This window comes from Marinilabilia rubra (assembly GCF_003121985.1).
GTDB classification, from domain to species: domain Bacteria; phylum Bacteroidota; class Bacteroidia; order Bacteroidales; family Marinilabiliaceae; genus Marinilabilia; species Marinilabilia rubra.
The window spans coordinates 21462-46707 of the sequence record NZ_QEWP01000014.1 but is presented as its reverse complement, the minus strand read 5'-3'; the positions used below and the strand labels follow the sequence as shown (position 1 = coordinate 46707).

Here is a 25246-nt window from a genome sequence, read left to right as displayed (position 1 = left end):
AAAAAACAACTATATCATTCCCTTCTAATTAAGGACAGGATGCAACATCGCTGCCATTCCACCCCCTTTTTTAAGAAGGATTGTTTTTTTATAGCTATTGTCGACGATTACTTCATCCATTTTGAAATCGTTACCATGCCGGTTAGCATTAACACCATCAGTGTAAATAGTCATTTTATATTTTTGTCCATCGGGTAAGAATGACAAATCCACATCCACTGTTCGCTCATCCCAATCAATCATTCCTCCCAGATACCAATTCTTGCCATTTCTGCGGGCCATTAACAATTTATCACTAACCCTGGCCTCCAACACCACAGTTTCATCCCAAACCGTAGGGACATCACTTAAAAACGCCATAAACTCTGGCTCGTCATAATACCTTGTCGGACTGTCACAAAGCATCTGCACAGGACTTTCATAAACAACAAACATTGCTAGCTGATGGCATCGGGTCCCCATACTCATGGGGGTATCGAAAATAGGTTTGAAATCTTTCTCCTGGGCATTTTGCATAGAACCGGGAGTATAATCAAGAGGACCGGCCAACATTCTGCCAAAAGGAAGAATCAGATCATGTTCGGGCGTTTGGCGCATGCTCCATTTGAATTGTTCGCCTCCGTTTACACCTTCCCTGGTCATAACATTGGGATACATACGCCGAATTCCGGCAGGTTTATAAGAACCATGAAAATCCACCATCAATTTATGTTTAGCAGCCTCAGATGCAATACGATGAAAATAATTCACCATCCATTTGTCATCTCTGTCCATAAAGTCAACTTTTATGCCCTTAATTCCCCACGCTTCAAATTGATCCATCGCATCTTCCAATTGATCGTCCAATGTTTTCCATACACACCAAAGCATAAGTCCTACACCTTTATCTTTAGCATATGATGTTAATTCTTCCATATCAATCTCAGGAACAACTTCCATCAAATCCCCGAGTTTATACCAACCTTCATCCAACATTACATATTCCAATCCATATTCTGAGGCAAAGTCAATGTAATACTTATAAGTTTCGGTATTTATTCCTGCTTTAAAATCCACATTGTAGACATTATTAGCATTCCACCAATCCCAGGAAACTTTCCCCGGTGTGATCCAGGAAGCATCTTCAATTTTATTTTCAGAAGCCAGAAGGTAGGTCATCTGATTGGTAATCAAATCGGCATCATCCTCGGCAATTGCAAAAACCCGCCACGGAAAACTACGCTCCCCGGAAGTTTTCGCTATATAATGATATCGCTCAGTAATGGGAAGACGACGATCACTTAATTCTTTAAAATCCATGACCTCCTTGGGTAAATCACTTTTCAGATTTAAACCATTCGCTCCCTTTAACCAAAGTCCCGGGTAATCCTGCAAATCGGTCTCGGCAATAACCATTTTAGGCCCTTCAGAGGGTTTAAGAATTAATGGCAAGCTCGCCAAATATTCCCCTCCCAGTTCCTGAACTGATGTATAATCATAATAAACCTGATTATTGGATTGAAACTGCCTCTCACTCCCCCACCAGCACATGTAATTATCAGGAAATCTCATATTACATATTTCATCCAAAACAGTAATCTCTCCCGTCTTTTCAGTCTCGAAACGGTAAGCAATTCCCTCATTGAAAACCCGGAATGAAAGCGAAAAGCCTTTTTTAAAAAAAAGCCTCAACTCATTGAACCGATTGATTATTTCGGCTTCCTTTATTTTTACAACCGGTGTGATTGTTTCATCAACCTGTTGTCTTTTAGCCTTTACAACAATAGGGTCACCTCCCAGATGCTCATTTTCAAGTTGCATCCCTATTTCTGAGAGGCTAAAAAGCTCACCTCCATTAAAATTTACAGAAAAATGAATTACACTATCTGTACTTACAACGATTTCTATTTTTTTATCGGGAGAAGACAATCGATAATTATTTTGTTTTGCAGATGCCCTCCCGGCTCCCGCAACACACAAAACAATCAATATTAATAACTTATATTTCATATCAAACATATCTCTTTAATTAAAATTAGACATACCAATCTCCAAACCGGGAAAAACCCGGCTCAAATATCAACTATGGTTTCTACTTTTATTTTATCAGCTCAAGCTTGAGAGATTTAGATGGAACCGGATAGGAAGAGATCCAGACTTCAGGAGAAAATTGAAGATTTTCCTTGTCGTATCCCATAACAAACACTTCAATCTTCTTCCCCACATCTTCTTGATCAACAGGAATGTAGTAAGTATAATTTTCATCTCGTCGGGCGTTAACATACTCCCATGTATTGGATGGATAAGAAACAGCCCGGTCAGGTGCACCCACCAATTCACCTCCAATACGAGCAGCTGCATAAGCCCCTTCGACGCCATGCTTCCCCTTCAGTGCAACACACATGTAGCTATTGGGGGCAATTTCATCTAGTTCAAACGAGGCTGACCAAACTCTTTGCACCTCCATATTATCAGGATGGGCAAAAAGATTTGAAGCCCGCCAGGAGTCATTGTTCACTTTTACTCCGTTTTTTAAACCTTCGATTTCAACAATCCGCTGAGGGAAATCCTTAAAGCGAAAATACCGAACCGGCTCTTCCAGTCTGATCTTCATTTCCTGACCGGCAATGTAAGTTAACTGTTTCCATTCCTGTAAATCTGAAGAGACTTCAACATAATTCCCCTCGCCTCTCAAAAGAGGTTGTAAGGAGAAATCATCCGGCACATGAATAATCAGCTCATCCAGATACATTACTTTTCCCAAATCAAGGCGAAAACCTCCTCCTTTTACACGTTGATCTATTTTATATTTTTCCGAAGGCCAAAAACCTGTTGTCATATCTCCATCGAACAAATTTTTATCCCAAATTCCTCTTTCAACGAAAGTTTCCTGATTAAAGAAAGCGTTGCGGGCAGCCTTTACAGCCGGAATATCTGTTTTACCGGAACGTTTTAGTGAACGCACTTCAAGTGCATTATTGTCGGCTGCAAAAACAGTAGCTTCATAAAATGCTTCTTCGCTTCCAGTTTTACTTACCGGTTTCATTTCAGCCAATTTTCGATGAGGGTCTTTTTTAAGCTCTTTTCCTTCAAAATTTACTTTTACCGTTTTTCCCTTAACCAGTCTTGTGTCGGAACGCCCATTAAGCAAAACCTTACTATACTTATGATTTTGAGGTAGCCTTATCCGGGCTTTCTCACCAGGCATTCCCAATAATTTAATTTCAACCGGCTCCCCTTCGATATCACGAATCACCTTATAATCAACCCCATTAACCAATGGTTCATCTGGTTGAGCTGTTGTTGCCAGGAGCATACAAGCTCTGAAAGGATCAACCGTAACTTCAACTTTTTCTCCAAAATTAAACGCCCCTAAAACCTTCTCAGAAGGATGGAGTTGAAGAAGTGTCACTTTTTCACCGGCTGATAATCCTAATTCGTTATTCAAATTAACAACATAACTCGTATCATTCCAGCCAAGATTCCTTAATGTGATGAATCTTGTTTCTTCGTCTCCCCTTGCAACTGCATGCGGCCCATAGGATTTGGGTAATGTTTTAGCATTAACAAGAATATCCCCATATTTTTTATGAAGATTGAAAAAACGGGCTAATTGTGAGAATTCATCATCCCGAAGCAACCAGGGATTACCATACAATTCGGGAGATAGAATAAGCGATCGGTTAAAAGCCTGGAGAACAAGGTCATCTTCCCAAAAATCGAGACAAGAAGATAAACAAACACCATGATCCTCAGTAAGTCGCTTCAATTCCGGAGGCAATCCCCTAGACAAAGCCCCGGCTCTGTGGTGAGGCGCTGTACTGTTATTGGTCATAAACACATCAATATAGGTCTCGTATCCCTCCCACAAAAAAGTAGTAGCATAAGGTTTACCTTTATCCAGTCCCAAACGATGGTTTAATAGTATCAAATCAGGACTGTATTTGCGACACTTTTCCATCATTTTGATAAAAGCATCTTCTTTTTCGGGACGAAGCGGGCCACATACTGCATCAAACTTAAACAGTGCAAAATCATAATCCCTGCAAAGCTTCACCATCTCATCAATGCGTGCCTGTTCCTCTTCAGGAGTATTTCCAAAACCATCAGCCCCCCCCCAAACACCTAATCTAACACCCATCGATTTCGCTTGCTTATAAATGGGCTCAAAACCGTTGGGAAATTGCTTTTTAAATCTATCTGAATAAATGCTGCCATAAAACCGTTTCCCATCTATGGCTCCCGCATCCAAAGCATAAATATCTAACTGCATACCATACTCTTGCTTTAACCACTCAAAAAAAGCAAGATTTATCTTAGTCTGTTCCGCTGTGGCCCCCTCATTGGTATTGTTTATCCAACTAAAATATTGAGCCTTTGATGGTGTGTTTTCATCGGCACCGGGGTAAACACTCTTTTGCCCGGCCGTATTAACGATACCCAGAAAAAAACACACCAATAATAATATATATCCTTTCATATTACAATCTCTTAACACAATATCAACCCTTAATTTCTAAACACTTGTCTCGTTTAAACCATAAAAAACTTTCTTACGGGACCATTCAACTGCCCCGTAAGAAAGATTCTTTTACCATCCTTTATTTTGACTTATTTGCGACAGATCAATCTCTGCCTGAGGTATTGGCCATAAATAATGTTTTTCCGGGTCAAAAATCCGCTCTCCTCCGGAAAGGGTCACTTCTTCGCCTGATTCAGAATCAATGTAGGTCAGCCCTTCGGCCTCTCCGGGCATTACATTTTCAGCAATCTCCCAACGGCGGATATCAAACAATCGAATACCTTCAAATGCCAGTTCAACTCTGCGTTCACGCCGAACTATTTCTCTCAATTCACTCTGAGATTTCCCGGAAGAAACAGGAGGCATATTCACATCGGGACGCTGACGCACTTCGTTAATGGCATCATATACGGATTGGTCAATATCATTGGCTTCAATTTTAGCTTCTGCATACATTAATAACACCTCTGCATAACGCATTAACATATACTGAATCGAGCTATCCCAGTAATTAGACGTTTCAATATCATCCTGAGAAATATATTTAAGCCAATTATAACCGGTTGCGGTTTTATTCCATTGACCACCGGTTCCATCGGTAAGATCATCACCAGGTACTATTTCTTCACCTGGATATGAAGCACCGGGAATGGTATTATATACACCTCCCTGCCATTCACGTCCTGGATATAAGATTGAATGATGCAACCTAGGATCTCTGTTTTCATAAGGATTCTCCGGATCATAAATAGAGGTGGGGTCATTAATCGTCTTACCATCAATGGTTTCATAAGCATTCACCATGGATTGCAGCGGACACGAACAGCTCCACCCTCCTGCCGAATTGGGACCATAATTTGCCAACCAAAATTCTCCTTCATCCACATCTTTCATTACCTGAATGTCGAAAATGACCTCATTGCAGTCAACTCCTTTGTAATCAAATAAATTTGCATATTCAGGAAATAAACTATATACATCAGAGTCTATTACATCTTTAGCTGCTGCTGCTGCTTCTTCCCACTTTTCCTGCATAAGTAAAATTCTGCCTTTTAAAGTAAGAGCTGCACCTTTGGTAATTCGACCTCTATTGTCTTCGTTATAGCTGTCAGGCAAATCTGCAATCGCTTGATCCAAATCGATCAACAATTGATCAAGTATAGCGTTTTTATCTACACGTTGGCTTTTGGGTGAAGGCTTCAAGTCACCCTGGTCCCCATCAACCGGATCCATTTCCCCGGGATCAACACTTTCGGTCAAAAAAGGAACATCTCCAAATAAATAAACCAAATCCCAATAGAAGTAAGCTCTCAGAAAAGTAGCTTCTGCAATCAAGCGGGCCTTATAGTCCGGATCAATATCATCCACGCCATCAGCACCTTCTATCAAACGATTGGCTCTCATAATCCCTCTGTAACGCTCACTCCATCTATATTCCACATATCCGTCATAAGCGGAAGCTGTACCATTCGCAAGTTGGTAACCGGCATTCCATGAATGGTGATCCACTGCGTTGTCAGTCATAATCTCAACGCGTAACATATCAGTGCCGCTTCCATAGCTCACATTCCAGCTATTAAAACCGATAAGGTCATAAACAGCATTCAAAGCATACTCGAGATCTTTGGTTTGCTCAAAAAAAGTAGCTGAAGAAACCTGATCACTCGGAGTTCTTTCCAAAAAATCATCGCTACAATATGTAAAGCTTAGAATAAAAGCAAAAGCTATAATATATCTTGTTATTGTTTTCATTTTCAACTAATTTATCGTGTTTATAGCTTAAAAATTGATTTGCATACCTAAAATATAGGTTGAAACCGGAGGATAATAGCTGGGGCGTCCCTGGTATGTTTCCGGGTCCAGTCCCGACTCAACATCAGTAATGGTAAATAAATTAGTACCTCCGAGGTATAGCCTCAAACGATCCACTTTAATCTTTTCAAGAATGGAACCGGGCAGTGTATAACCTATCTGAAGGTTTTTCATGCGGATATAAGAAGCATCTCTTACCCAGAAATCATTATACAGAAAATTATTTTTATTGGATGCAGCCTCTAAGCGAGGGAAAGATGCATTCGGATTTTCAGGAGTCCATCTATCCAGGGCACGTGTAGTGGTGAAAATTTCAAAATTCGGTCCTTCATTGGGTGCTCCGTAAAAATAGTTTTCAGCCTTGAGAACACCCTGAAATGTGGCACTCAGATCAAATCCTTTGTAGGCAGCATAGAGATCGCCTCCAAAAGTATAGCGGGGAAGAGTATTACCTATAATGATTCTGTCTTCATCATTAATCTCACCATCCTCGTTTAAATCAACTAACTTAATATCTCCAGGCTTCAGATCGGACTGATTAGGTTGAGTCGGATGATTGTTTATTTCATCCTCAGATTGGAAAAGCCCGTCAGATTTATAGCCATACAATGCCCATGCTGGCTCTCCTTCTTTTAAAATCGTCCATCCACTGATAGATGCTTCTTTTCCCGACAAGCTGATTACTTCATTTTGAATATCAGACATATTGAAACCAACAGAATAATCAAATTCCCCAATTTTATTTCTGTGCGAAACACTTATTTCCCAGCCTTCATTGCGAATCTGACCTGCGTTGGATTCTGAAGCTTCAAGACCTACCATATTGGAAATGGGGAGTGTCATCAAAACATCCTTGGTGTCTTTAATAAAGTAATCGGCAACCAAATCAAATTTTCCATTCCATAAAGTCAAGTCAAATCCAATATCTGTAATTTCGGTAGTTTCCCAGGTAACATCAGTATTGGCATAATACCACTGAGAATATCCACTTACCTCCTTATCATTGAAACTGTAGTCATATCCCGAAAAAACAGGAGAGGTAAACCTGTAAAGCCCAATATTTTGATTACCTAACTGTCCCCAGGAAGCTCTGAATTTCAGATTATCCACAAAACTCAGTTCATTCATAAATCCTTCCTTCGAGACACGCCAGGCAGCAGAAAAAGAAGGGAAAAACCCCCATTTATTTCCCTTAGCAAACCGGGAGGAACCATCATACCTGAAATTGGCTTCAAGTAAATACTTCTGCTTAAAGTTGTAATTAAACCTGCCAAAGTAAGAAAGTAAGGCCCAATCTTCGCGATATCCACTATTATCCTTGGTCTCGGCATCACCTGTATTCAACTCTGCATAGTCATTGCTGTAAATATTTTTGCGCGACCCCCACAAATAATATGAATTGGACTCGATGGCCTCATAACCACCCAAAACATGGACATTGTGACCTTCAAATGATTTATCATAATCCAATAGCATTTTAAAATTAGTTTCGCGGGTCATCCAACGGCTATCATCCAGATCACTCGGGTACCACTCAGTCACCAGCCTGTCCTCATCAAAAGGATCATAAAATTTATATTCTGCTCTAAATGTATAGTTCCGGTTGTTTATACTTTTATAGGAAAAATCTGAAGTCAGCTTAAGTCCTGGAGTAATTTCAAAGTCAGCCCCTGTCTTGATATTAAGCGTTTCATACTGATCTTCATAACTCCCCCCAACTTCAAGATCTGCCAAAGCACTATTATTGTCTTTATTCAAGCCATACAGACCGCTGGGATATTTGGGGACTAGTACTGGTGAAGAACCTACAATGTCAGAAATGGCGTCTCCCAAACGAGAAGGCCGTTTGTTATCCCGGCGGTTAAAACTAATATCAGCCCGAAAATTCAAATTCTCATTTGCCGAAAGATCTGTGTTCAACCTCATCCCATACCGTTTACTATTGACATTCTTCATCATTCCATCCTGGTCAAGATAATTAACCGAAAACGCTATATTTGCATTTTCCTTACCCCCACTAATTCTCAAAGAATGTTTTTGCATTGGTGCTGTATTGAACAATTCCTCAAATAAATTAGTATACGGATACTTAATTGGATCATTCCCTGCAACAGTATTTTGAATATATTCCTCAGAATATTTAGGATTCTGTCCTGCATTTTCAAGAGCTTCATTAACAAGATTCAGGTAATCACCGGCTCCAACCAATTCGGGAAGCGTTGCCGGAGTCTGCCACCCCATGTGACCATCATAATTGACTGTAAACGCTCCCTCTTTTCCACGCTTTGTTGTAATTAAAACCACTCCATTTGCTGCACGAGCACCATAAATGGCAGAGGAAGCAGCATCTTTCAGGATAGACATACTCTCTATATCCGCAGGGTTCACCTCACTTATGGGCATCTCAATACCATCGACCAAAACCAAAGGATTACTTCCCGCCGAGAGGGATGTATTTCCGCGAATCTTGATGGATACATCTTCAGATCCAGGTGCCCCCCCTCTATCAATGACAGTAACGCCACTAGTGGCTCCCTGGAGTGCAAGCCTGGTATCCGGCACTGTTCTTTTTGTCAATTCCTCACCATCGACTGTGGCAACAGAACCTGTTAAATTGGCTTTTTTCTTGGTGCCATATCCCACAACTACAACTTCATCAAGGTCCAGAATCTGCTGCTTCATTACTACATTAAAGAAATCTTTATTCCCAATCTCTATTTTTCGGGGTTCCATACCAATAAAAGAAAACACCAACTCATTGGCAGCTTCACTCACATCCAGGGAAAAATTCCCATCCGATCCGGTAATAGTTCCATTGGTTGTTCCTTCTACCATTACAGTTACACCCGGGATAGGCTCTCCCTTTTGATCTTTTACCGTCCCGGATACTCTCTTTTCCTGGGGTACTCCCGGCAAATTCCCAATCACCATTTCCGAAGGAGACAAAACGATCTGCTTACCCATGACCGTATAAGAGACTGCTTCTTCGTTAAAGATTTGATCCAGAATAACACGGATCTCCTCACTGTTTGCCTCAACATCCACCTCTTTCTCAACATCAATCAAGCGATTGTTGTAAACAAAGAAAAATTCAGAAGACTTTTCGATCTCCTGCAAAACCTCTTTCACACGAGCATTTTTCATTTTAAGGCTCACCCTGGCATCCTGAGCATAGGAACCAGAAGCTATAGCCTGAAAGCTCACCAATAAAACTAAACCAATTGTTAACCTCATAATCAACATTAGTTTTCGCGGCAGAAACCCTGCAAAGTTTCTTCGCCATTCACGATAATTTTTCATAAATTTGAACTGTTTTACTATTAAACATTTACCTGTCTGCAAACAGGTACTAATTACAGGAAAGTGCTGCAACACTTTCCTGTTTTATTTTTTACTGGTGAGTTTCACCACCCGTTTTTCAAAGATGTTATCTGTTCCTTTCTCTGGTCTGCACACTTCATATTCTATGGGAGAAGATGTAGCTATAAGTTTTAGGAACTCATCCAGAGTCTCATTCAAAAATGTTCCGGTAATTCGATAGTCGAGCAAGACCTCATCTTCAACCTGATATTTCACGTTGTATTTGCGTTCCATCTGTCGTAATACAGAAGTTAAAGGTTCGTTGATAAATACCAGTTTTCCTTCTTTCCAGCTGATATAAGGTGCCAGGTTCTCTACCCCGGAGATATTGAAAGCACCTGATTTTTTTTCCAACCTGGCCACCTGCCCTGGTTTTAACTCAGATACAACTTTTTGCTCATCACTTTTTATGTCCAGTATTTGCACACTTCCTTCAACCAATGTAACTGAAACATCCGGATCGTTGGAATAGGCAGAAACATTATATTCGGTTCCGGTAACCTGAACCCCCAGACCTGTTTCGGTAGACACAATGAAAGGTTTTGTTTTGTTTGAGGCCACCACAAAATAACCTTCGCCCTTTAACTGAACCTCCCTTTTTTCAACACCTTGAAATGAGGAAGGAAAGGTTATCTCACTTTCAGAGTTTAACCAAACCTTACTGCCATCGGGCAAATCCACAATACTCTGAATTCCGGGAGGGGCAGACATGGTTGTCATGGCTATTGACTTCTCTCCTATATATTCTGAGAAGAAAAGCCCTGCAACAATCATTAATGGTAATATCAAAATTGCAGCAACCTTCGCAAAACCTGCATATAAACGACGAGTCAGCGAAGGTCCCGGACCTTCAATATTTATGCGATGATGAATTTGATCCAGCACTCTTGAAAACCGGTTTTTATCCCCTGAAAAACCTTCAGTTTGAATATCTCTCCAATGCTTATGCATAAAATCATTGAGCTCTCCCTGTCCGGAAAAACCTGCCAGTGCTTTTACAGCCTCTTTAAATTCGGCGGCTGTACATTCGCCTTTAATATATTTTCTTAAAATTTCTTTCATTTTATTGCCTTCTATTAACTACTACGCTGTAAAGATCGGGATCCCCTACGCACTAATAAATTATTTTTGACATTTTTTTACATCAGAGTGACTTTCAGGGAAAAAGAGGATGATTTTTTTTTAATGTGAGCTTTCAATTAAAAATTAACAGAACGCAGATGACCCAGATAAAAATGGTTTTCGCAGATAATATCCGCTTAGATCTGCCAGATCTGCGTGTTTAGCACTCTTTTTTTGTGAAAAAGTTAAAATAAATCTAATACGTTTTTTAGACAGCTTCCTCTCCTTGTCACTTAGTGTACACTGTGGTTGAATAAATGAACCGGCCTTGCCGGTCTGTCTGTAAAAACCACAGAGGACACCGGGTAACACCGAGGGTAAACTATTGTAACTTGGATTTATTCCCGGTCACAAGTAATAGAGAGTGAGGTTACCAGGAAAAAATGGAGCTGTATCAAAAAATACTCGTCCGAGACGAGAACCCTAAACCCACTTGTTGCAAACGAGAGGGAGTGGGAGGCATTTATACCCCCTCTCTGTGCTCCTCCACGTTCCTCTGTGGTTAAATAAAAAAAACCGGCATCGCCGGTTCGTCTGTAAAAACCACAGAGGGCACAGGGTAACACAGAGGACAAATTGTTGTAACTTGGAGTTGTTTTCAATATAACTTTGCGTCTTGGGGTCTCCGCGTTTAAGCTTTTTATCCTTAAGAAACAAACAAATGAAAGAACAACAGCCCCAGAAAGCCTCCGGAACCAAATTTGTCCTTAAAAAAAGCAAGCGCTTTGGTTAATTGGTTTTCAACCGTTTTTTCTGAAATCCCTAACTGTTGAGCTATTTCTTTATTGGTTAATCCCTTTTGACGACTCAATATAAAAACCTCTTTCCGTTTCACAGGCAGCTGATCAATGAGAGTTTTATATTCCTCTTCCAGAAAGCCAAAATCGGTTAATTCCTCTGCTCCAAGGTTATTGGAGACAGTAGCATTGCCCAAATATTCAAGATATTTTTTCTCTGTGGATTTTTTGCGAAAAAAAGAAATCACGGCATTTTTCGTGGCCGTGTAAATTAAAGGTTCTATGCGGGCATCTTTTTTAAGCCCGGCGCGGTGGTTCCATATATTAATAAAGACTTCCTGAACAATATCGTAGGCATCGTCCTGATTTTTAAGATAGGAAAGTGCAAATGCAAATATTTTTTCATGATAAAGAGCATATACCTCATCCAAAACGCTTTTATCTCCTTTTCTTAAACCTTCGCACAATTTTTGGTTTTCCATGGCATGACATAGTTGGTCTTTGATCAATTTCTGAGGATTAAGGACAACATTAAACGATTCCCGTCTTGCAATATTAACATTTTTTAGGGTTTTGACAATTTATTATACTCCCCTAACCCAGTTTAGCGCATATTTTTTCTGTGATTAAGTAAAAAATAACACGAAAAAATTGAATGTCATTTTCAAAACAAACCCAACACGCTCAAGTGCTGACATCTGTCCAATTAAGTTTTAATACACTTTCAAAGATATTTTTGATTTCTAACAATCTACGCAAGACCTTTGTACAAAAAGTTACTGTAAAGAGACCTTGCCATTGTCATTTGATCAAAGACCGATTCACAAGATCGTTAAATCCCGGAATATTTTATAATGGGAAGCTCCGGAACCGACAATTTACAAACTGATAATCAACACACTAAACAAGACATACATTCATATATTATCAATTACTTCGAATCTCTGATTCTGGCAACCTCACTCAAGCATTACTTTATTGCTTTTTCAATGAAAATAAAATAAATTGGGGATTAAAACAATTACCCCTCCTTTCAGAAAACAAGTTTGGCTGTCACAAGTTACTTTACCAGTGGGGTATTTCGAATTTATATCAAACCATTGTACCCTTTATACTTAAGTTTTTTGGTTAATGGAACAGTAAAAACAAAACCCATATATTTTCAAAACAGCCATTATCAATGAATAACCTTACTAGAATCAATAAAGTACTTATTTTCATACTGGCAGGCTTCGCTTTATTATATTTTGGATCGTCTTTTTTTATCCCCTTTTTATTTGGAGCATTTCTTGCTTCTCTGATGAAGCCTTTTTGCAAATTACTGGAGTCTTTAAAATTTAACAGACTTAGCGCCGCATTAACCAGCGCGCTTGTTGTTTTTATTATACTTGGAGGGGTACTGCTATTATTTGTTTTTCAGGCCAATCAATTTGTTTCAGATATAGGATCAGTAAAAGATCAGGCAAAAACCCTAATAGACAGCATTCAAGAGAAAATATCTTCAATAGCCAACATATCGGAAGAACAGCAGAAAGACTTTTGGATAGGAAGATCCAATCAAATTCTGGATCGTGTGGAGTCCATGGCAACCAATCTTATTAACGGAGTAGTAAGCGCCCTTAGTGGTCTGCTTATAATTCTGATTTATGTGTTCTTATTGTTGCTTTACCAGGACCGGATAGATGGCTTTATTATGATGTACACTCCTGATAAGAGCAAAAACAAGGTAAAGGAGATCACTGATCGCCTGAATAAAGTGGTATATCACTATCTGTGGGGACGCGCCAAAGTAATGAGTTTACTGGGAATAATGTATTATACAACATTTATCATTTTCGATTTACCCTATGCTTTGCTGATCACAATTTTCGGTGCCCTCATTACCATTATTCCATACTTAGGCCCGTTAATCAGTGGATTGATTCCCATCATATTCTCTTTTATCTTTTTTGACAGCCTGCCAAAGGCAGTAATTTTCTCGATTATAATTATGATAGAACAGCTAATTGAAAGTTATGTATTTGAACCCTGGATAATAGGACGTGAAGTAAAGCTGAATCCGCTAGTTGTAATTGTGGCCATAATTATAGGTGGCATGGTATGGGGAATAGCCGGGATGATTCTTTTCGTGCCCCTATTTGCCATGATCAAGATTATTTCAAACAACACTCCCGGACTGGAGCCTATCGGGTTCCTTCTCGGACAAAACAACAAAGATCAAGGACGTATAACCAACTAAAAAAAACAGATATGCTTGGATGGATTCTTATTTCAGTATTTGCGGCTATACTTTTTGCCCTGCTGGGCTTTACGAAAATAGCCAGAGGTTTTGCTGCCATAGCCAAAATCCTCTTTTATATTTTTGCAATCATTTTTATCATTACGCTTATAATTCATCTTTTAGTTTGATGCATTCCTCGTCTTAAAGACATAAAACAGGACTGGCATCTTGACAGAAACGAATTCAGACAAGCCTCCTTTGTCTTCTATTGGGAATAAGTAACCCCAATTTCATAAGTTGTTTGATTTGCTTATATTTGCTACTGTGAAACAAAAAATCATTTCCATAACACTTTTGCTGTCCTTTCTGACAGTTCTCCTTCATGAGATGGTGCCACATCATCATCATGAAGTTGAAGTGAATGAAGATTTTTCGGTTCACAGCCATTCCGGAAAACATGCTCATCATGCAGGGGACTCTCATCATGAACATGAAGAATCTCACTCTAATGACAGCTCTAATGACTCTGAATCTGAGCAACCTCAAAACTTTCCGCTGCATTTCCACCCCACCACCTTCGATGATTATGATTTTGCAAGGGTCGAAAACAGTCATCCAACTTCTCAGAATCTTTCGCTTCTGGCCGTTGAATTATTCGGCAATTTATCCCCATTAAATCCGGATCCACCCGAACATAAACAAATTAAATTTTGGAATCATACGATTCCTCTTTTCTCAATTTTCATCCCCGGGGTCATAGGCCTGCGGGCACCTCCCTTTTTTACCTGATATTTCTTTCAATAAGGTCCAGCAGCGCTTTCCCATTACTCATAAGGAACAAGAATAGAAGGAACCTGACGATTCCTGACATTGCAGTTCCAGTGTATTTGCTATCTGCCTGCTAAAGGACAATTTTTCAATATATCTTTTTTTAAACTTGCCCTGTCTCCGATGGGGGTAAAACCAATTTTATTATGAAGCGATTCATGTATCTTTTGGTGTTCTCTGTTTACATGGCTTTCATGGCTGCTTCGTGCGCAACAGGATCACAAAAATCAGATGATCATGGGCACGACCATGGCGCAGAAACTCACGAGCACGAGCACGTTGAACAAGAAGAATTTGTTGTTGGTGACAGCACAAATACTTCTGAAATGGAAGACCAACATGACCACGATCACGACGAACACGGTCATGAACATTAAAACCAGTTGAGGCTGTTTAAAAAGTCCATTTTTATCTGTGCCCCTTCGTGAGGGGCTCCGTAAACATTGCGTAACCAATTAAAATACAATGCTTGCATCGACAAGCATTGTATTTACCATCTTTAATATGTGACTTTTTTGACACCCTCATCTTTTAAAATAAAGCCTTCAAAAGATGAAAACATTGAAATATATTCCGATCATTTTATTTTTTGCACTCCTCATTTCGTGTAACGCAAGCAATAGCACAGGTGGGCACTCCCATGACATGGTGGGTGAACAGGAAGAGCAACACGATGACCACGCCCATGGGGCCGGAACGATTAGCCACACCTTATTTTCAAATAATTATGAGCTGTTCGTTGAATTTCCTGCATTGGTTGCAGGTGAGACAAGTGCTTTTGCAGCACATTTTACCAAACTCGATAATTACAAACCAGTTAAAGAGGGAACTGTTACGGTAAGCATCATCAAAGGAACCAAAGGCTTGCGCAATAGCGTGGAATCACCTGCATCACCAGGCATATTTCGTCCGGTCCTTCAACCCAAAGAGACTGGTACGTACAAAATGCTTTTGGAGCTAAGCAGCCCATCAGGAAACGTCATATTCGAGATTCCCGACATCCAGGTGTATGCTAATGCGGACGAGCCAGCCCATGCCGTTGAACCGGAAGAGAAAAGCGAAGCCGTTTCTTTCCTGAAAGAACAGGCCTGGAAAACTCAATTTGCCACGGAGGTGGTTAACCGCCAGCCTTTTTATTCGGTAATACGGACTTCCGGAAAGGTAAAAAGTCAACCTCAGGCCGAAACAACGGTGAATGCCCAGGCTGAAGGAACTGCAAACCTCATGGCCGCTTTAGGCGAGAACATTTCGAAAGGTGATTTACTGGCGGTTATCAGTGGTGCCGGAATTGAAAATAACCTGTCGCGCAAACTTAAAGAGAGCCAAATCGCTTTTGACAAAAGCAAGTCCGATTACCTCCGGACAAAACCACTGGCAGATGACCAGGTCGTTTCGCAGAAAGACTTTCTGGAAGTAAAGGCCCGTTACCAACAGGACTCCCTTCATTATTATCAAATGACAAAGCTAATCACCCAAGACGGACTAAAAATAACAGCTCCGCACTCCGGGTTTGTAAGTAATGTAAAAGTTAACAATGGAAATTTCGTAAAAAACGGAACTCCCATTTTAAGCATTACCAGCTCATCTCAAATACTGATCGAAACTTACGTCAATCAATCCGATTACAAAAAAGTTCCCGAAATATTTGATGCCCATTTTTCTATTCCAGAGAAGGGAAAGCCGGTAACATTAAAAGACATTCAAGGGAAGGTGATTGGTAAGAACCCATTTGTAAAGAAAAACAATACCCGGATTCCGGTCATCTTTTCCGGCAAAAACAATGGCGACCTAATGCCCGGAATGTTTTTGGAGGCTTATCTCAAAACGGGCTCTAAAGACAATGCCCTTGTAGTCCCCCTTTCCGCAATTCTCGAAGAGCAGGGACAATATTATGTATTTGTACAGACAGGCGGCGAATCTTTTGTAAAGCGTGAAATAACCATTGCCAATAACGATGGCATACGCGCAGAAATTAAGGAAGGATTAAAGTCCGGTGAGAGGGTTGTAACCCAGGGAGCTTACCAAATTAAGTTGGCCTCTATGGCTGGCGAGTTGCCGCTACATGGTCACACACATTAAAATACCGAAACACATGCTCAATAAAATAATTGACTACTCATTAAAGAATCGTCTTCTGGTGCTGTTTTCGGCCTTCATACTATTGGTTGGCGGAAGCTATGTGGCCACGCAGATGGATGTGGACGTATTCCCCGACCTCACGGCACCTTCTGTAGTAGTATTGACAGAAGCCCACGGAATGGCAGCAGAAGAAGTGGAACGGCTGGTAACCTTCCCCATCGAAACCAGCGTCAATGGTTCCACCAATGTCCGAAGAGTACGTTCATCCTCGGCAACCGGCATTTCCATCATTTGGGTCGATTTTGAATGGGATACAGATATCTTCAGGGCCCGGCAGATAGTCAGTGAGAAACTGGCTACAGTTGCCGAACGACTGCCCGAAAATGCTGGCAATCCCACCCTGGCCCCTCAGTCATCAATCATCGGAGAGATCATGGTGCTGACTGTTTCATCGGATTCAATCTCTCCCATGGAGCTTAGAACCATCTCAGACTGGCAAATCAGAAACCGCCTCCTATCCATCGGTGGAGTATCTCAGGTTGTAGTGATGGGCGGCGACTATAAACAGTACATCGTAGAGGCCGACCCTGAAAAAATGGACTATTACGATGTGGGGTTTTCTGAGCTCTTCGAAGCCTGTGATCATTTGAATCAGAATGCCACCGGAAGCTTCCTGAATGACTTTGGTAATGAATATGTGATTCGCGGAGTCATTCGCACCAACAATTTGGAAGACATTGGCAATTCAGTAGTAAAGATAAATGGCGGGAGTCCTGTTTCGGTCAATGATGTGGCTGATGTAAAGGTGAGCTCCTCTCCCAAAATCGGTGCGGGGTACTTGAACGGGGAGCCTGCAGTGGTAATGACCGTTTTAAAACAACCCAATACCAACACTTTGGTGCTCACTGAAAAAATTGATGCAGCCATTGCAGGACTGCAGGAATCACTACCAAAGCATGTCAATATCAGAACCGATGTATTCCGCCAGGCCGATTTCATCGACCGGGCCATAGACAATGTTACCCGTGCCCTGCTGGAGGGCGGTCTGTTTGTAACCATTGTACTTTTCCTGTTTTTGCTGAACTATCGCACCACAGTCATTTCACTGGTAGCCATCCCGCTTTCATTACTGGTTTCTGTCATTACATTAGAATTATTGGGACTGACCATCAACACCATGTCGTTGGGAGGTATGGCCATTGCCATCGGGTCGCTGGTTGATGATGCCATCATTGATGTGGATAATGTATTGAAACGGCTTAAGGAAAATGCCAGGCTGCCAAAACAGGAGCAGACACCAAAGCTCTCTGTTATTTTCAGTGCTTCCAAAGAAATCCGGGCCTCTATTCTTAATGCGACACTAATCATTATCGTGGCCTTTATCCCGCTCTTCTTCCTTACGGGAATGGAAGGTCGTATGCTCAAACCATTGGGTATTTCTTTCATTGTTTCGCTTTTTGCCTCATTGATTGTGGCCATCACTGTAACTCCGGTGCTCTGCAGCTACATGCTAACCGGCGAAAAACAGCTGGTAAAACATGAAACAGGCAGCCGATGGGTTCGCTGGCTCAATAGCAGATACGGCAAAGCCTTAAAAAGTTCGCTCAACTACAAAAAGTGGATGATTGGCTCAGCAGGTGTGCTGTTTATTGGTTCCATGTTTGTTCTGTTTAATCTGGGCCGAAGTTTTCTCCCCGAATTTAACGAAGGCATGCTGACGCTGAGTACGGTTAGTCAGCCGGGCATTTCGCTGGAAGAAAGCAACAAGATGAACCTGATGCTGGAAGAGGAGATGCTGGAAATGGATGAAATCAACACCATCGTAAGACGTACCGGACGTGCAGAACTGGATGAACACGCTCAGGGAGTATTTTCATCAGAAGTGGATGTTCCCTTTACCCTCGATGACCGTTCCAAAGAGGACTTTCTGGAAGAACTCAGAAGCCGCCTGGGAACCGTCCGGGGCATCAACATCACCATTGGTCAGCCTCTTTCTCACCGCATAGACCACATGCTCTCGGGAACCCGCGCCAACCTTGCCATAAAAGTTTTTGGCACCGATTTGCAAAAGATGTTCTCACTGTCGAAACAAATAAAAACCAATATTTCTGATGTGGAAGGACTGGTAGATGTGAATGTGGAACAGCAGGTTGAAATTCCCCAATTGCAAATCAAACCTAAACGGGAAATGCTGAAACAGTATGGCATCCCGATGAATGAATTTGCAGAATTTATTGATGTGGCATTTGCCGGTGAAAAAGTATCGGAGGTTTATGAAGGCAATATGAGCTTCGATTTGGTTTTGCGCTACAATGATCGCTACCGGAAATCAATAAACGCGGTTAAGAATACCCTGATAGACACACATGATGGGAATAAAGTTCCCCTGAAAGAAGTAGCTGACATCATCTCTGCGTCTGGTCCTAACACCATCAGCCGTGAAGATGTACAACGAAAAGTGGTGGTTTCTGCCAACGTGGCCGGACGTGATTTGCATGGTGTGGTTATGGATGTTCAGAGCGTCATCAATGAAAGCATTGATTTACCCGAGAATTATTTCATTGAATACGGCGGCCAGTTTGAGAGTGAAGAAAGGGCATCCGGAATGCTGTTTTACACCTCATTGATGGCGATTCTCATTATTTTCCTGCTCCTATACATGGAGTTCCGCAACCTCTCGGTTTCTGCCATCATCCTGCTGAATCTGCCTCTTGCACTCATCGGGGGTGTGGTAAGCATCTGGGCAACATCAGGAATGCTGAGCATACCGGCCATTATAGGTTTTATCACTCTGTTTGGAATTGCCACCCGCAATGGCATATTGCTGGTTTCGCGTTACAATCACTTGCTGGAAGATGGTGAGCCACTATACAAAGCAATCATTAACGGATCGCTGGATAGGCTAAATCCCATTTTAATGACAGCACTAACGGCAGCACTGGCATTAATTCCGCTGGCCGTAACCGGAGACAAACCCGGCAATGAAATCCAAAGCCCCATGGCAGTAGTCATCCTTGGGGGATTGTTCAGTTCTACCTTGCTGAATGTATTTATAGTGCCTGCCGTCTATTTTCTAATCAAAAAGAACAAAGAGATCGAAAAATGAAGAAATTTATATTATTAATTCTATTAATTGGTGCCTCAGCAAGTGTGCATTCCCAGGCCCTGACAGACTTCCTTCTAGAATTGGAGGAAAACAATCCGCAGTTGATTGCCCTGCAAAAATGGCTGAATGCTGAAGCTACCAAAGCCAAAACAGGAATTTATCCCGACAATCCTGAGGTCAGTTACAGCTATCTAACAGGAAGCCCCGAAGCCATTGGCAACCAGGAAGAATTTGAAGTTTCTCAGTCATTTAAGCTACCGGGCTATTACACCTCAAAATCTGCCATACAGCAATTAGGGTATGAACAAAAAAAAGTTTTGGTGGAGAAAAGAAAAAGAGAAATACTTCACTCCGCACGAAAAGCATGGTTTAACTTAATATGGCTTCACAAAAAAGAGAACTTACTGAAAACCAGAAATCAAAATGCAAAGGAACTGGTAGCATTAATAAAAAAAGGCTTTGATGGTGGCGAAATGTCAAAACCGGTTTACGATAAAGCACGGATCTTTGCCATCACCATTCAGAATGAGTGGCGAAAGACCAAAACCGAAATAGATATTACCCGCCATCAACTGGAAGCACTGAATGGCATGCAATCCATTCCTGAAACACCAAAAGAATATCCTTTTCAATGGCAATTACCTGACATGGATTCAATTCTAAATACATTGACGGCCACCCACCCGGAATTAATAATTGCCCGGCTCAACATCAAGCAGTCTGAGGAACAAATCAAACATCGACGCCTGGAAAGCTGGCCTTCATTTAATGCCGGATTTAAATCGGAAACCATTCTGGACCAAAAGCTGCAGGGGTTTCATGCAGGTATTTCAATACCACTGTGGCAAAACACCAATAAGGTAAAGTATGCCAAACTAAAAGTTGATCAGGAGAAGGCCCGTTTTATGCAAAAAGAATATGAAACAATGGTTCGTTTCAGAAAGCTTCACAATGAAGTACGTGCTACATGGGACAATTATCTGCAAATGCGCTCGCTAATGGACAATGAAGAGGCTTCAGCCGCCAGTTTAGTATTATTGGAATCGGGTCATATTTCTTTCGCAGAATACATGATGGACCTTGAAATGATTTACGATTCGAAGATGACATTTCTTCGAAATGAGAAAGATTATTTTGTTGGCCTATCACAATTGAAAGTATTCAGAAAGCCTTGATAAAAGCAAATTTAATTAACTAATCTATTCTCGAGACATATTAATGAGTGCATACGTGAAAGGGGTTTTCATAAGAAGACTCCTGTACGTTTGTACCTGGTTAGATTAAGACCGCTAATCAGAAATAAAATTTACTTCGCGGAGCAGGCCTCGAAGTATTCAAATATTCTTTCGATTGGCTGGCTTGCATATTTTGGCCCATCAACTTTTTCAGCATTCCCAAACTTAAGGAAAGCTATTACTCATTTTCTTTCGTTGGAAGAGTAAAATAAAAAACAGAACCATATCCCTTGACACTTCTTGCACCAACCTCTCCTCCCTGCCTGTCAATAAACTCCTTGCAGACCATCAACCCAAGGCCGGTGCCGGCTTCCTGATTGGTTCCCGTGGTACTGTCAATTTCTGAAGCCTGAAATAATTTGGGAAGTTTCTCTTTGGCAATACCAACACCATTATCTTTTACCGATACTTTTACGTAATCCTCTTCAATCTGAGTAAATATCTGAATAATCCCTTTTTCAGGAGTAAATTTAATGGCGTTGCTCAGAAAATTATTGAGAACAATGCGAACCAGATTTTTATCTGCCCTTACCAACAGCGGTGAACTCACATGCGTTTCTATTGTGATTTTTTTTGAGTAGGCCTGGTTTTCTGATAAGGACTGAATTTCTTCTATTAACTGAGATAAATCAAATTCAACAGGAGAAACAACTAATTTATTTTGCTGAGACCTTGCCCAATACAAAATATTATTCAACAGCTTGAATGTTTCTGTGACTGTCCGATGAATAACGCGTCTGTTTTTTTCTGCCTCTTCAAGATTACCTTCTTTTAAATCCAGTTCAAGCAAATCGGAGGCACCAAATAAAGCATTAAATGGATTTATTAAATCATGAGACACAATGGAGAATATCTGATCCTTGGCTCTGTTAGATTCCTGTAATCTGGCATTAAGTTTTCTCTTTATTCTGAATAACACAATAAACACAGCGACAACCAATAACAATAAAAAGATTACAACAAAGGCAAAGAACTGCACCCTGTGTTCCTTCTTCAGATTCTCATTGATGCGGTTCAAATCCTCTGATAACTTAAACCTGTTCTTAATCTCCTGCATGGTTTGATATTGCATCTCCGAATAGATGGAATCATAGACTGAAACATATTGCTGATAGCTTTCAAGAGCTTTCTGATACTCCCGGGTATCACTGTAAAAGTCGGCTTTAGCCTGAAGAATCTCCATAAGTTCCCTGGAAAGTTTGTTTTTCCCGGCCTCTTGAAAAGCTGTTTCCAAAAGTGCCTCCCCCTTTTGGGGATAGCCCGTTTTCCCAAAAATTCTTGCCATTCCCACCTGGGACTGAATTATTCCGGTGGGATAGTTTCTTTCCATGTTAATATTCAAAGCCTTTTGGTAGTATACCATAGCAGCCTCATTTTTCCCGGTTTGAAAGAAAACATCCCCAATACCCTGAAGTGAGAGCGCCATATACCTTTTGTTATCCAGCTCCCTATGTAACTTCCAGCTCTTCAGGAAATAATCCATGGCGTCTTGCTTTCGATTCATTGCCAGATAAGTCTGTGCAACTTCCAGATGGGCCGAAGCGAAACCTAATGAATCTTCTATATGGGAGCGGATTTGTATGGCTCTAAAGAAATAATCCAATGAAGCTGCATAATTCTCATTAAACCTGCCTACCTGACCAAGATTTATCAAACCATAGGCAATGCCCATTTTATGATCAAGTCTTTTAAATATCCCTAGTGATTTCTTGGAGTACTCACCTGCTAAAGCAACATTCCCTGTAAGATAGAAGGCATCTCCCAGATTATTGTAGACATATGCTATTTGGACTGAATCTTTTGTCTGAAGTGCCAAATTCAATGCATTGTTAAAAAACACTAATGAAGACTGGGGCTTATGCAAATAATGGAGGTTAATTACTCCGGAGTAGTTGTAGAGTTGAGCCAACTCATCCTTTAATTCATGGGCCCTGGCCAATTGTATTCCTTCAGTGGCAAGATCAATGGCCAATTCCGGATCTTTTTCCCTGTTATTCCAACAACGATCGGATAACTCCTGGACTTTCATTACCACATTAGCTGAAGAACCAGGGTCTTTATTTGACCCATAAGCATCTACAAACAAACCGCTTGCAAAGAACACCCATGCAAAAGCCAGGAAATATTTAAATTTTATTTTACCCATGTCCAAAAGCTGAGATCCTTTAAGTTGAAACAGGTCATTCAGCTCAAATTTTTTCAATTGAAAATACTCAAAGAATTGTACGTTGATTTATCTGTTTTGTTGTAAAAGTGATTAAAGAAAATATATAAATATGTAATAAAGTCACAAGATCCTTCAAAAAAAAGGCTTATAATTATTTGAAAACATTCAAAATTATGCAGTTTTATTGCTTTTGAACGATTCTTCTTCCCCATTTCATCACCCAAATATCTATATTTGGTTCCTCTATTTCCATAAAGGATTTCCATTTTTGATCGAATATTGTACCAATGAGAGAGCCAGCTACCAAAAAAGCCATAAAAAAATTTATATTACACCTTCACCCCCTTAAGATTGATAAACGAGCCATTGCCTTTAACCGGACATTTGGTCTGGGGGGAATAGCCGCCCTTCTGTTCACAATTTTATTCATCACCGGCATGATGCTTAAGTTTGTTTACATTCCTTCAGCCGGACAGGCTCATGACTCAATTCTTTCACTGAAAAATGACATCATATTCGGAAACCTGCTTCGCAACCTGCACTATTGGAGTGCGATGCTTCTTGTGGTAGTGGCTTTTCTTCATCTGGTAAGGGTTTTTTATTCCCAGTCACTTTTCTATGAGCGACGCAAGAATTGGCTCTACGGGCTTTTGCTGATGTTTTTGGTAGTCAGCGCCAATTTCACCGGTTACCTTTTACCCTGGGATCAGCTTTCATTCTGGGCTGTGACCATCATGACCAATTTATTGAGCTACATTCCTCTTTTCGGCGAAGGTCTTGCCGACTTGATAAGAGATGGAGATACCGTTGGTGAAACTACCTTGCTCAGATTTTATCATTTTCATACAGGCTTATTGCCATTGCTGATGGTGTTTTTCATGGCCATTCATTTTTGGTTGGTCAGAAAAGCCGGAGGGGTAGCGCTTCCCAAAATTGAGAAATCAAAGAAAGTCGACACTCATCCCCATCTTACCTATAAAGAAGCTTTTGTTGCTCTGATCATCATCATGGCCCTATTACTGTTCTCCATTTTTGTAGATGCTCCCCTTCTCGAAAAAGCCAAACCAACGGTGAGTCCCAACCCCAGCAAAGCTCCCTGGTACTTTATGGGCTTTCAGGAATTACTGATGCATGTGCATCCGGTTTTTGGGTCTTTTATTATTCCGCTGGCAGTAACAGTCTTTTTTATCGCTATTCCTTTCATTAAATATCAGGAAATAGAGCCGGGCGCTTGGTTTCATTCAAAAAAAGGCAGAAAAATGACCATTGCTTCAGCTGTTTTCTCAGCCATATTTACCTTTGCTTTTGCCATTATTAATGATGCCGTTTTTGACTTCAGCAATCGACTGGCGGAATGGCCGTCTTTAATTAGCACAGGGGTGCTTCCAACATTATTGTACCTGGCACCTGTAACTGCCTTTTTGTATTACTTTAAAATAAAACATAAAGCCAATCGCCCAGAACTGATGATTGGTGCTGTCACCATCATTCTTTCTGCCTACATCACCATGATGCTAACAGGAAGCTTACTGCGGGGTGAAGGCATGCAGCTTATTTTTTAATACCACAAAAATGTGGCAAAGAATCACTTGAATTGATTATCAGCAATGAAAAAATTAAAAATAAACAGGCGCAAGTTTTTCAAAAGATTTCTGTATTCACTGGTAACCCTGCAGTTTGTCTACATTTTGTTCAGGCTTTTTAAACCTCAAAAGGAAGCTGCCGACATTGAAAAATTTTATGATGCCGGTGATGTGTCTTTCTTCCAAAAAGGAAAGATGTACCCTTTTGGATCAGAGCAATTCTATCTTCACCGATTAACTGATGGCGGATTTCTTGCATTATCTTCCAGGTGCACTCATCTGGGATGTACCGTTCAATTCAACGCCAATAACAAAAGACTGGAGTGCCCATGTCATGCATCTGCCTTTAACACCAATGGCGAGGTCTTGTCTCCTCCCGCCACCAGAGCCCTGGATTATTACCCTGTGGTTTTTAAAAACAACCGGGTTTTGGTAGATGTCAACCATCCTGTCAGAAGAAATAAGCACGACAACTCACAAGTAAAGTACGTTTAA

16 protein-coding genes are annotated in these 25246 nt (G+C 40.8%); 9 read left to right on the top strand and 7 right to left on the bottom strand.

Going from position 1 to position 25246, the window contains the following annotated elements; translation table 11 throughout:
• Positions 1-24: 24 nt before the first annotated feature.
• The 6 genes from DDZ16_RS15355 to DDZ16_RS15330 all read right to left on the bottom strand — a co-directional run bounded on the left by DDZ16_RS15355 (position 25) and on the right by DDZ16_RS15330 (position 12014).
• Positions 25-1989, bottom strand: coding sequence for a glycoside hydrolase family 97 protein (locus DDZ16_RS15355; protein WP_158275685.1), 1965 nt, complete (start codon positions 1987-1989; stop codon positions 25-27).
• Between the two features lie 88 nt (positions 1990-2077).
• Positions 2078-4459: a hypothetical protein gene (locus tag DDZ16_RS15350; protein WP_109265373.1), complete on the bottom strand. Its 2382-nt coding sequence runs from the start codon at positions 4457-4459 to the stop codon at positions 2078-2080.
• Positions 4460-4570: 111 nt separating this feature from the next.
• Positions 4571-6253 carry a RagB/SusD family nutrient uptake outer membrane protein gene (locus tag DDZ16_RS15345; protein WP_109265372.1) on the bottom strand — a complete coding sequence of 561 codons (1683 nt, stop codon included), beginning with the start codon at positions 6251-6253 and terminating at the stop codon, positions 4571-4573.
• Positions 6254-6280: 27 nt separating this feature from the next.
• Positions 6281-9613 carry a TonB-dependent receptor gene (locus DDZ16_RS15340; RefSeq protein ID WP_109265371.1) on the bottom strand — a complete coding sequence of 1111 codons (3333 nt, stop codon included), beginning with the start codon at positions 9611-9613 and terminating at the stop codon, positions 6281-6283.
• Positions 9614-9697: 84 nt separating this feature from the next.
• On the bottom strand, positions 9698-10735 hold the full coding sequence (locus DDZ16_RS15335; RefSeq protein ID WP_109265370.1) for a FecR family protein: 1038 nt from the start codon (positions 10733-10735) through the stop codon (positions 9698-9700).
• A 706-nt stretch (positions 10736-11441) separates the two neighbouring features.
• Positions 11442-12014, bottom strand: a complete 573-nt coding sequence (locus tag DDZ16_RS15330; protein ID WP_109265369.1) for an RNA polymerase sigma factor — start codon at positions 12012-12014, stop codon at positions 11442-11444.
• Between the two features lie 698 nt (positions 12015-12712).
• On the opposite strand from DDZ16_RS15330, the gene DDZ16_RS15325 reads away from it, so the two are divergent.
• The 7 genes from DDZ16_RS15325 (at position 12713) to DDZ16_RS15295 (ending at position 20941) form a co-directional block, all read left to right on the top strand.
• On the top strand, positions 12713-13771 hold the full coding sequence (locus DDZ16_RS15325) for an AI-2E family transporter (RefSeq protein ID WP_109265368.1): 1059 nt from the start codon (positions 12713-12715) through the stop codon (positions 13769-13771).
• An 11-nt stretch (positions 13772-13782) separates the two neighbouring features.
• Positions 13783-13941, top strand: a complete 159-nt coding sequence (locus DDZ16_RS21130; protein WP_109265367.1) for a DUF1328 family protein — start codon at positions 13783-13785, stop codon at positions 13939-13941.
• A gap of 136 nt (positions 13942-14077) precedes the next feature.
• The gene (locus tag DDZ16_RS15315) at positions 14078-14542 is read left to right on the top strand and encodes a hypothetical protein (RefSeq protein WP_146192247.1); all 465 of its coding nucleotides are present in this window, start codon (positions 14078-14080) and stop codon (positions 14540-14542) included.
• Positions 14543-14727: 185 nt separating this feature from the next.
• On the top strand, positions 14728-14958 hold the full coding sequence (locus tag DDZ16_RS15310) for a hypothetical protein (protein ID WP_109265365.1): 231 nt from the start codon (positions 14728-14730) through the stop codon (positions 14956-14958).
• 175 nt (positions 14959-15133) lie between these two features.
• Positions 15134-16660 carry an efflux RND transporter periplasmic adaptor subunit gene (locus tag DDZ16_RS15305; RefSeq protein WP_109265364.1) on the top strand — a complete coding sequence of 509 codons (1527 nt, stop codon included), beginning with the start codon at positions 15134-15136 and terminating at the stop codon, positions 16658-16660.
• A gap of 13 nt (positions 16661-16673) precedes the next feature.
• Positions 16674-19766, top strand: coding sequence for an efflux RND transporter permease subunit (locus DDZ16_RS15300; protein WP_109265363.1), 3093 nt, complete (start codon positions 16674-16676; stop codon positions 19764-19766).
• Entirely contained in the window at positions 19763-20941 is a 1179-nt protein-coding gene (locus tag DDZ16_RS15295) for a TolC family protein (RefSeq protein WP_109265362.1), read from the top strand. The genes DDZ16_RS15300 and DDZ16_RS15295 overlap by 4 nt, the downstream gene beginning before the upstream one ends.
• Positions 20942-21179: 238 nt before the next feature.
• Here DDZ16_RS15295 and DDZ16_RS15290 read toward each other — a convergent pair whose 3' ends face one another.
• Positions 21180-23204: a tetratricopeptide repeat-containing sensor histidine kinase gene (locus DDZ16_RS15290; protein ID WP_109265361.1), complete on the bottom strand. Its 2025-nt coding sequence runs from the start codon at positions 23202-23204 to the stop codon at positions 21180-21182.
• 251 nt (positions 23205-23455) lie between these two features.
• Here DDZ16_RS15290 and DDZ16_RS15280 point away from each other — a divergent pair, with 251 nt between their 5' ends.
• Positions 23456-24730: a cytochrome b N-terminal domain-containing protein gene (locus DDZ16_RS15280; RefSeq protein ID WP_109265359.1), complete on the top strand. Its 1275-nt coding sequence runs from the start codon at positions 23456-23458 to the stop codon at positions 24728-24730.
• A 45-nt stretch (positions 24731-24775) separates the two neighbouring features.
• The gene (locus tag DDZ16_RS15275) at positions 24776-25246 is read left to right on the top strand and encodes a QcrA and Rieske domain-containing protein (protein WP_109265358.1); all 471 of its coding nucleotides are present in this window, start codon (positions 24776-24778) and stop codon (positions 25244-25246) included.

Excerpts from the sequence above, each read along its gene's own strand:
- DDZ16_RS15355 (WP_158275685.1), bottom strand. The coding sequence starts at position 1,989 with ATGAAATATAAGTTATTAATATTGATTGTTTTGTGTGTTGCGGGAGCC.
- DDZ16_RS15350 (WP_109265373.1), bottom strand. The coding sequence starts at position 4,459 with ATGAAAGGATATATATTATTATTGGTGTGTTTTTTTCTGGGTATCGTT.
- DDZ16_RS15345 (WP_109265372.1), bottom strand. The coding sequence starts at position 6,253 with ATGAAAACAATAACAAGATATATTATAGCTTTTGCTTTTATTCTAAGC.
- DDZ16_RS15340 (WP_109265371.1), bottom strand. The coding sequence starts at position 9,613 with ATGAAAAATTATCGTGAATGGCGAAGAAACTTTGCAGGGTTTCTGCCG.
- DDZ16_RS15335 (WP_109265370.1), bottom strand. The coding sequence starts at position 10,735 with ATGAAAGAAATTTTAAGAAAATATATTAAAGGCGAATGTACAGCCGCC.
- DDZ16_RS15330 (WP_109265369.1), bottom strand. The coding sequence starts at position 12,014 with ATGGAAAACCAAAAATTGTGCGAAGGTTTAAGAAAAGGAGATAAAAGC.
- DDZ16_RS15325 (WP_109265368.1), top strand. The coding sequence starts at position 12,713 with ATGAATAACCTTACTAGAATCAATAAAGTACTTATTTTCATACTGGCA.
- DDZ16_RS21130 (WP_109265367.1), top strand. The coding sequence starts at position 13,783 with ATGCTTGGATGGATTCTTATTTCAGTATTTGCGGCTATACTTTTTGCC.
- DDZ16_RS15310 (WP_109265365.1), top strand. The coding sequence starts at position 14,728 with ATGAAGCGATTCATGTATCTTTTGGTGTTCTCTGTTTACATGGCTTTC.
- DDZ16_RS15305 (WP_109265364.1), top strand. The coding sequence starts at position 15,134 with ATGAAAACATTGAAATATATTCCGATCATTTTATTTTTTGCACTCCTC.
- DDZ16_RS15300 (WP_109265363.1), top strand. The coding sequence starts at position 16,674 with ATGCTCAATAAAATAATTGACTACTCATTAAAGAATCGTCTTCTGGTG.
- DDZ16_RS15295 (WP_109265362.1), top strand. The coding sequence starts at position 19,763 with ATGAAGAAATTTATATTATTAATTCTATTAATTGGTGCCTCAGCAAGT.
- DDZ16_RS15280 (WP_109265359.1), top strand. The coding sequence starts at position 23,456 with ATGAGAGAGCCAGCTACCAAAAAAGCCATAAAAAAATTTATATTACAC.
- DDZ16_RS15275 (WP_109265358.1), top strand. The coding sequence starts at position 24,776 with ATGAAAAAATTAAAAATAAACAGGCGCAAGTTTTTCAAAAGATTTCTG.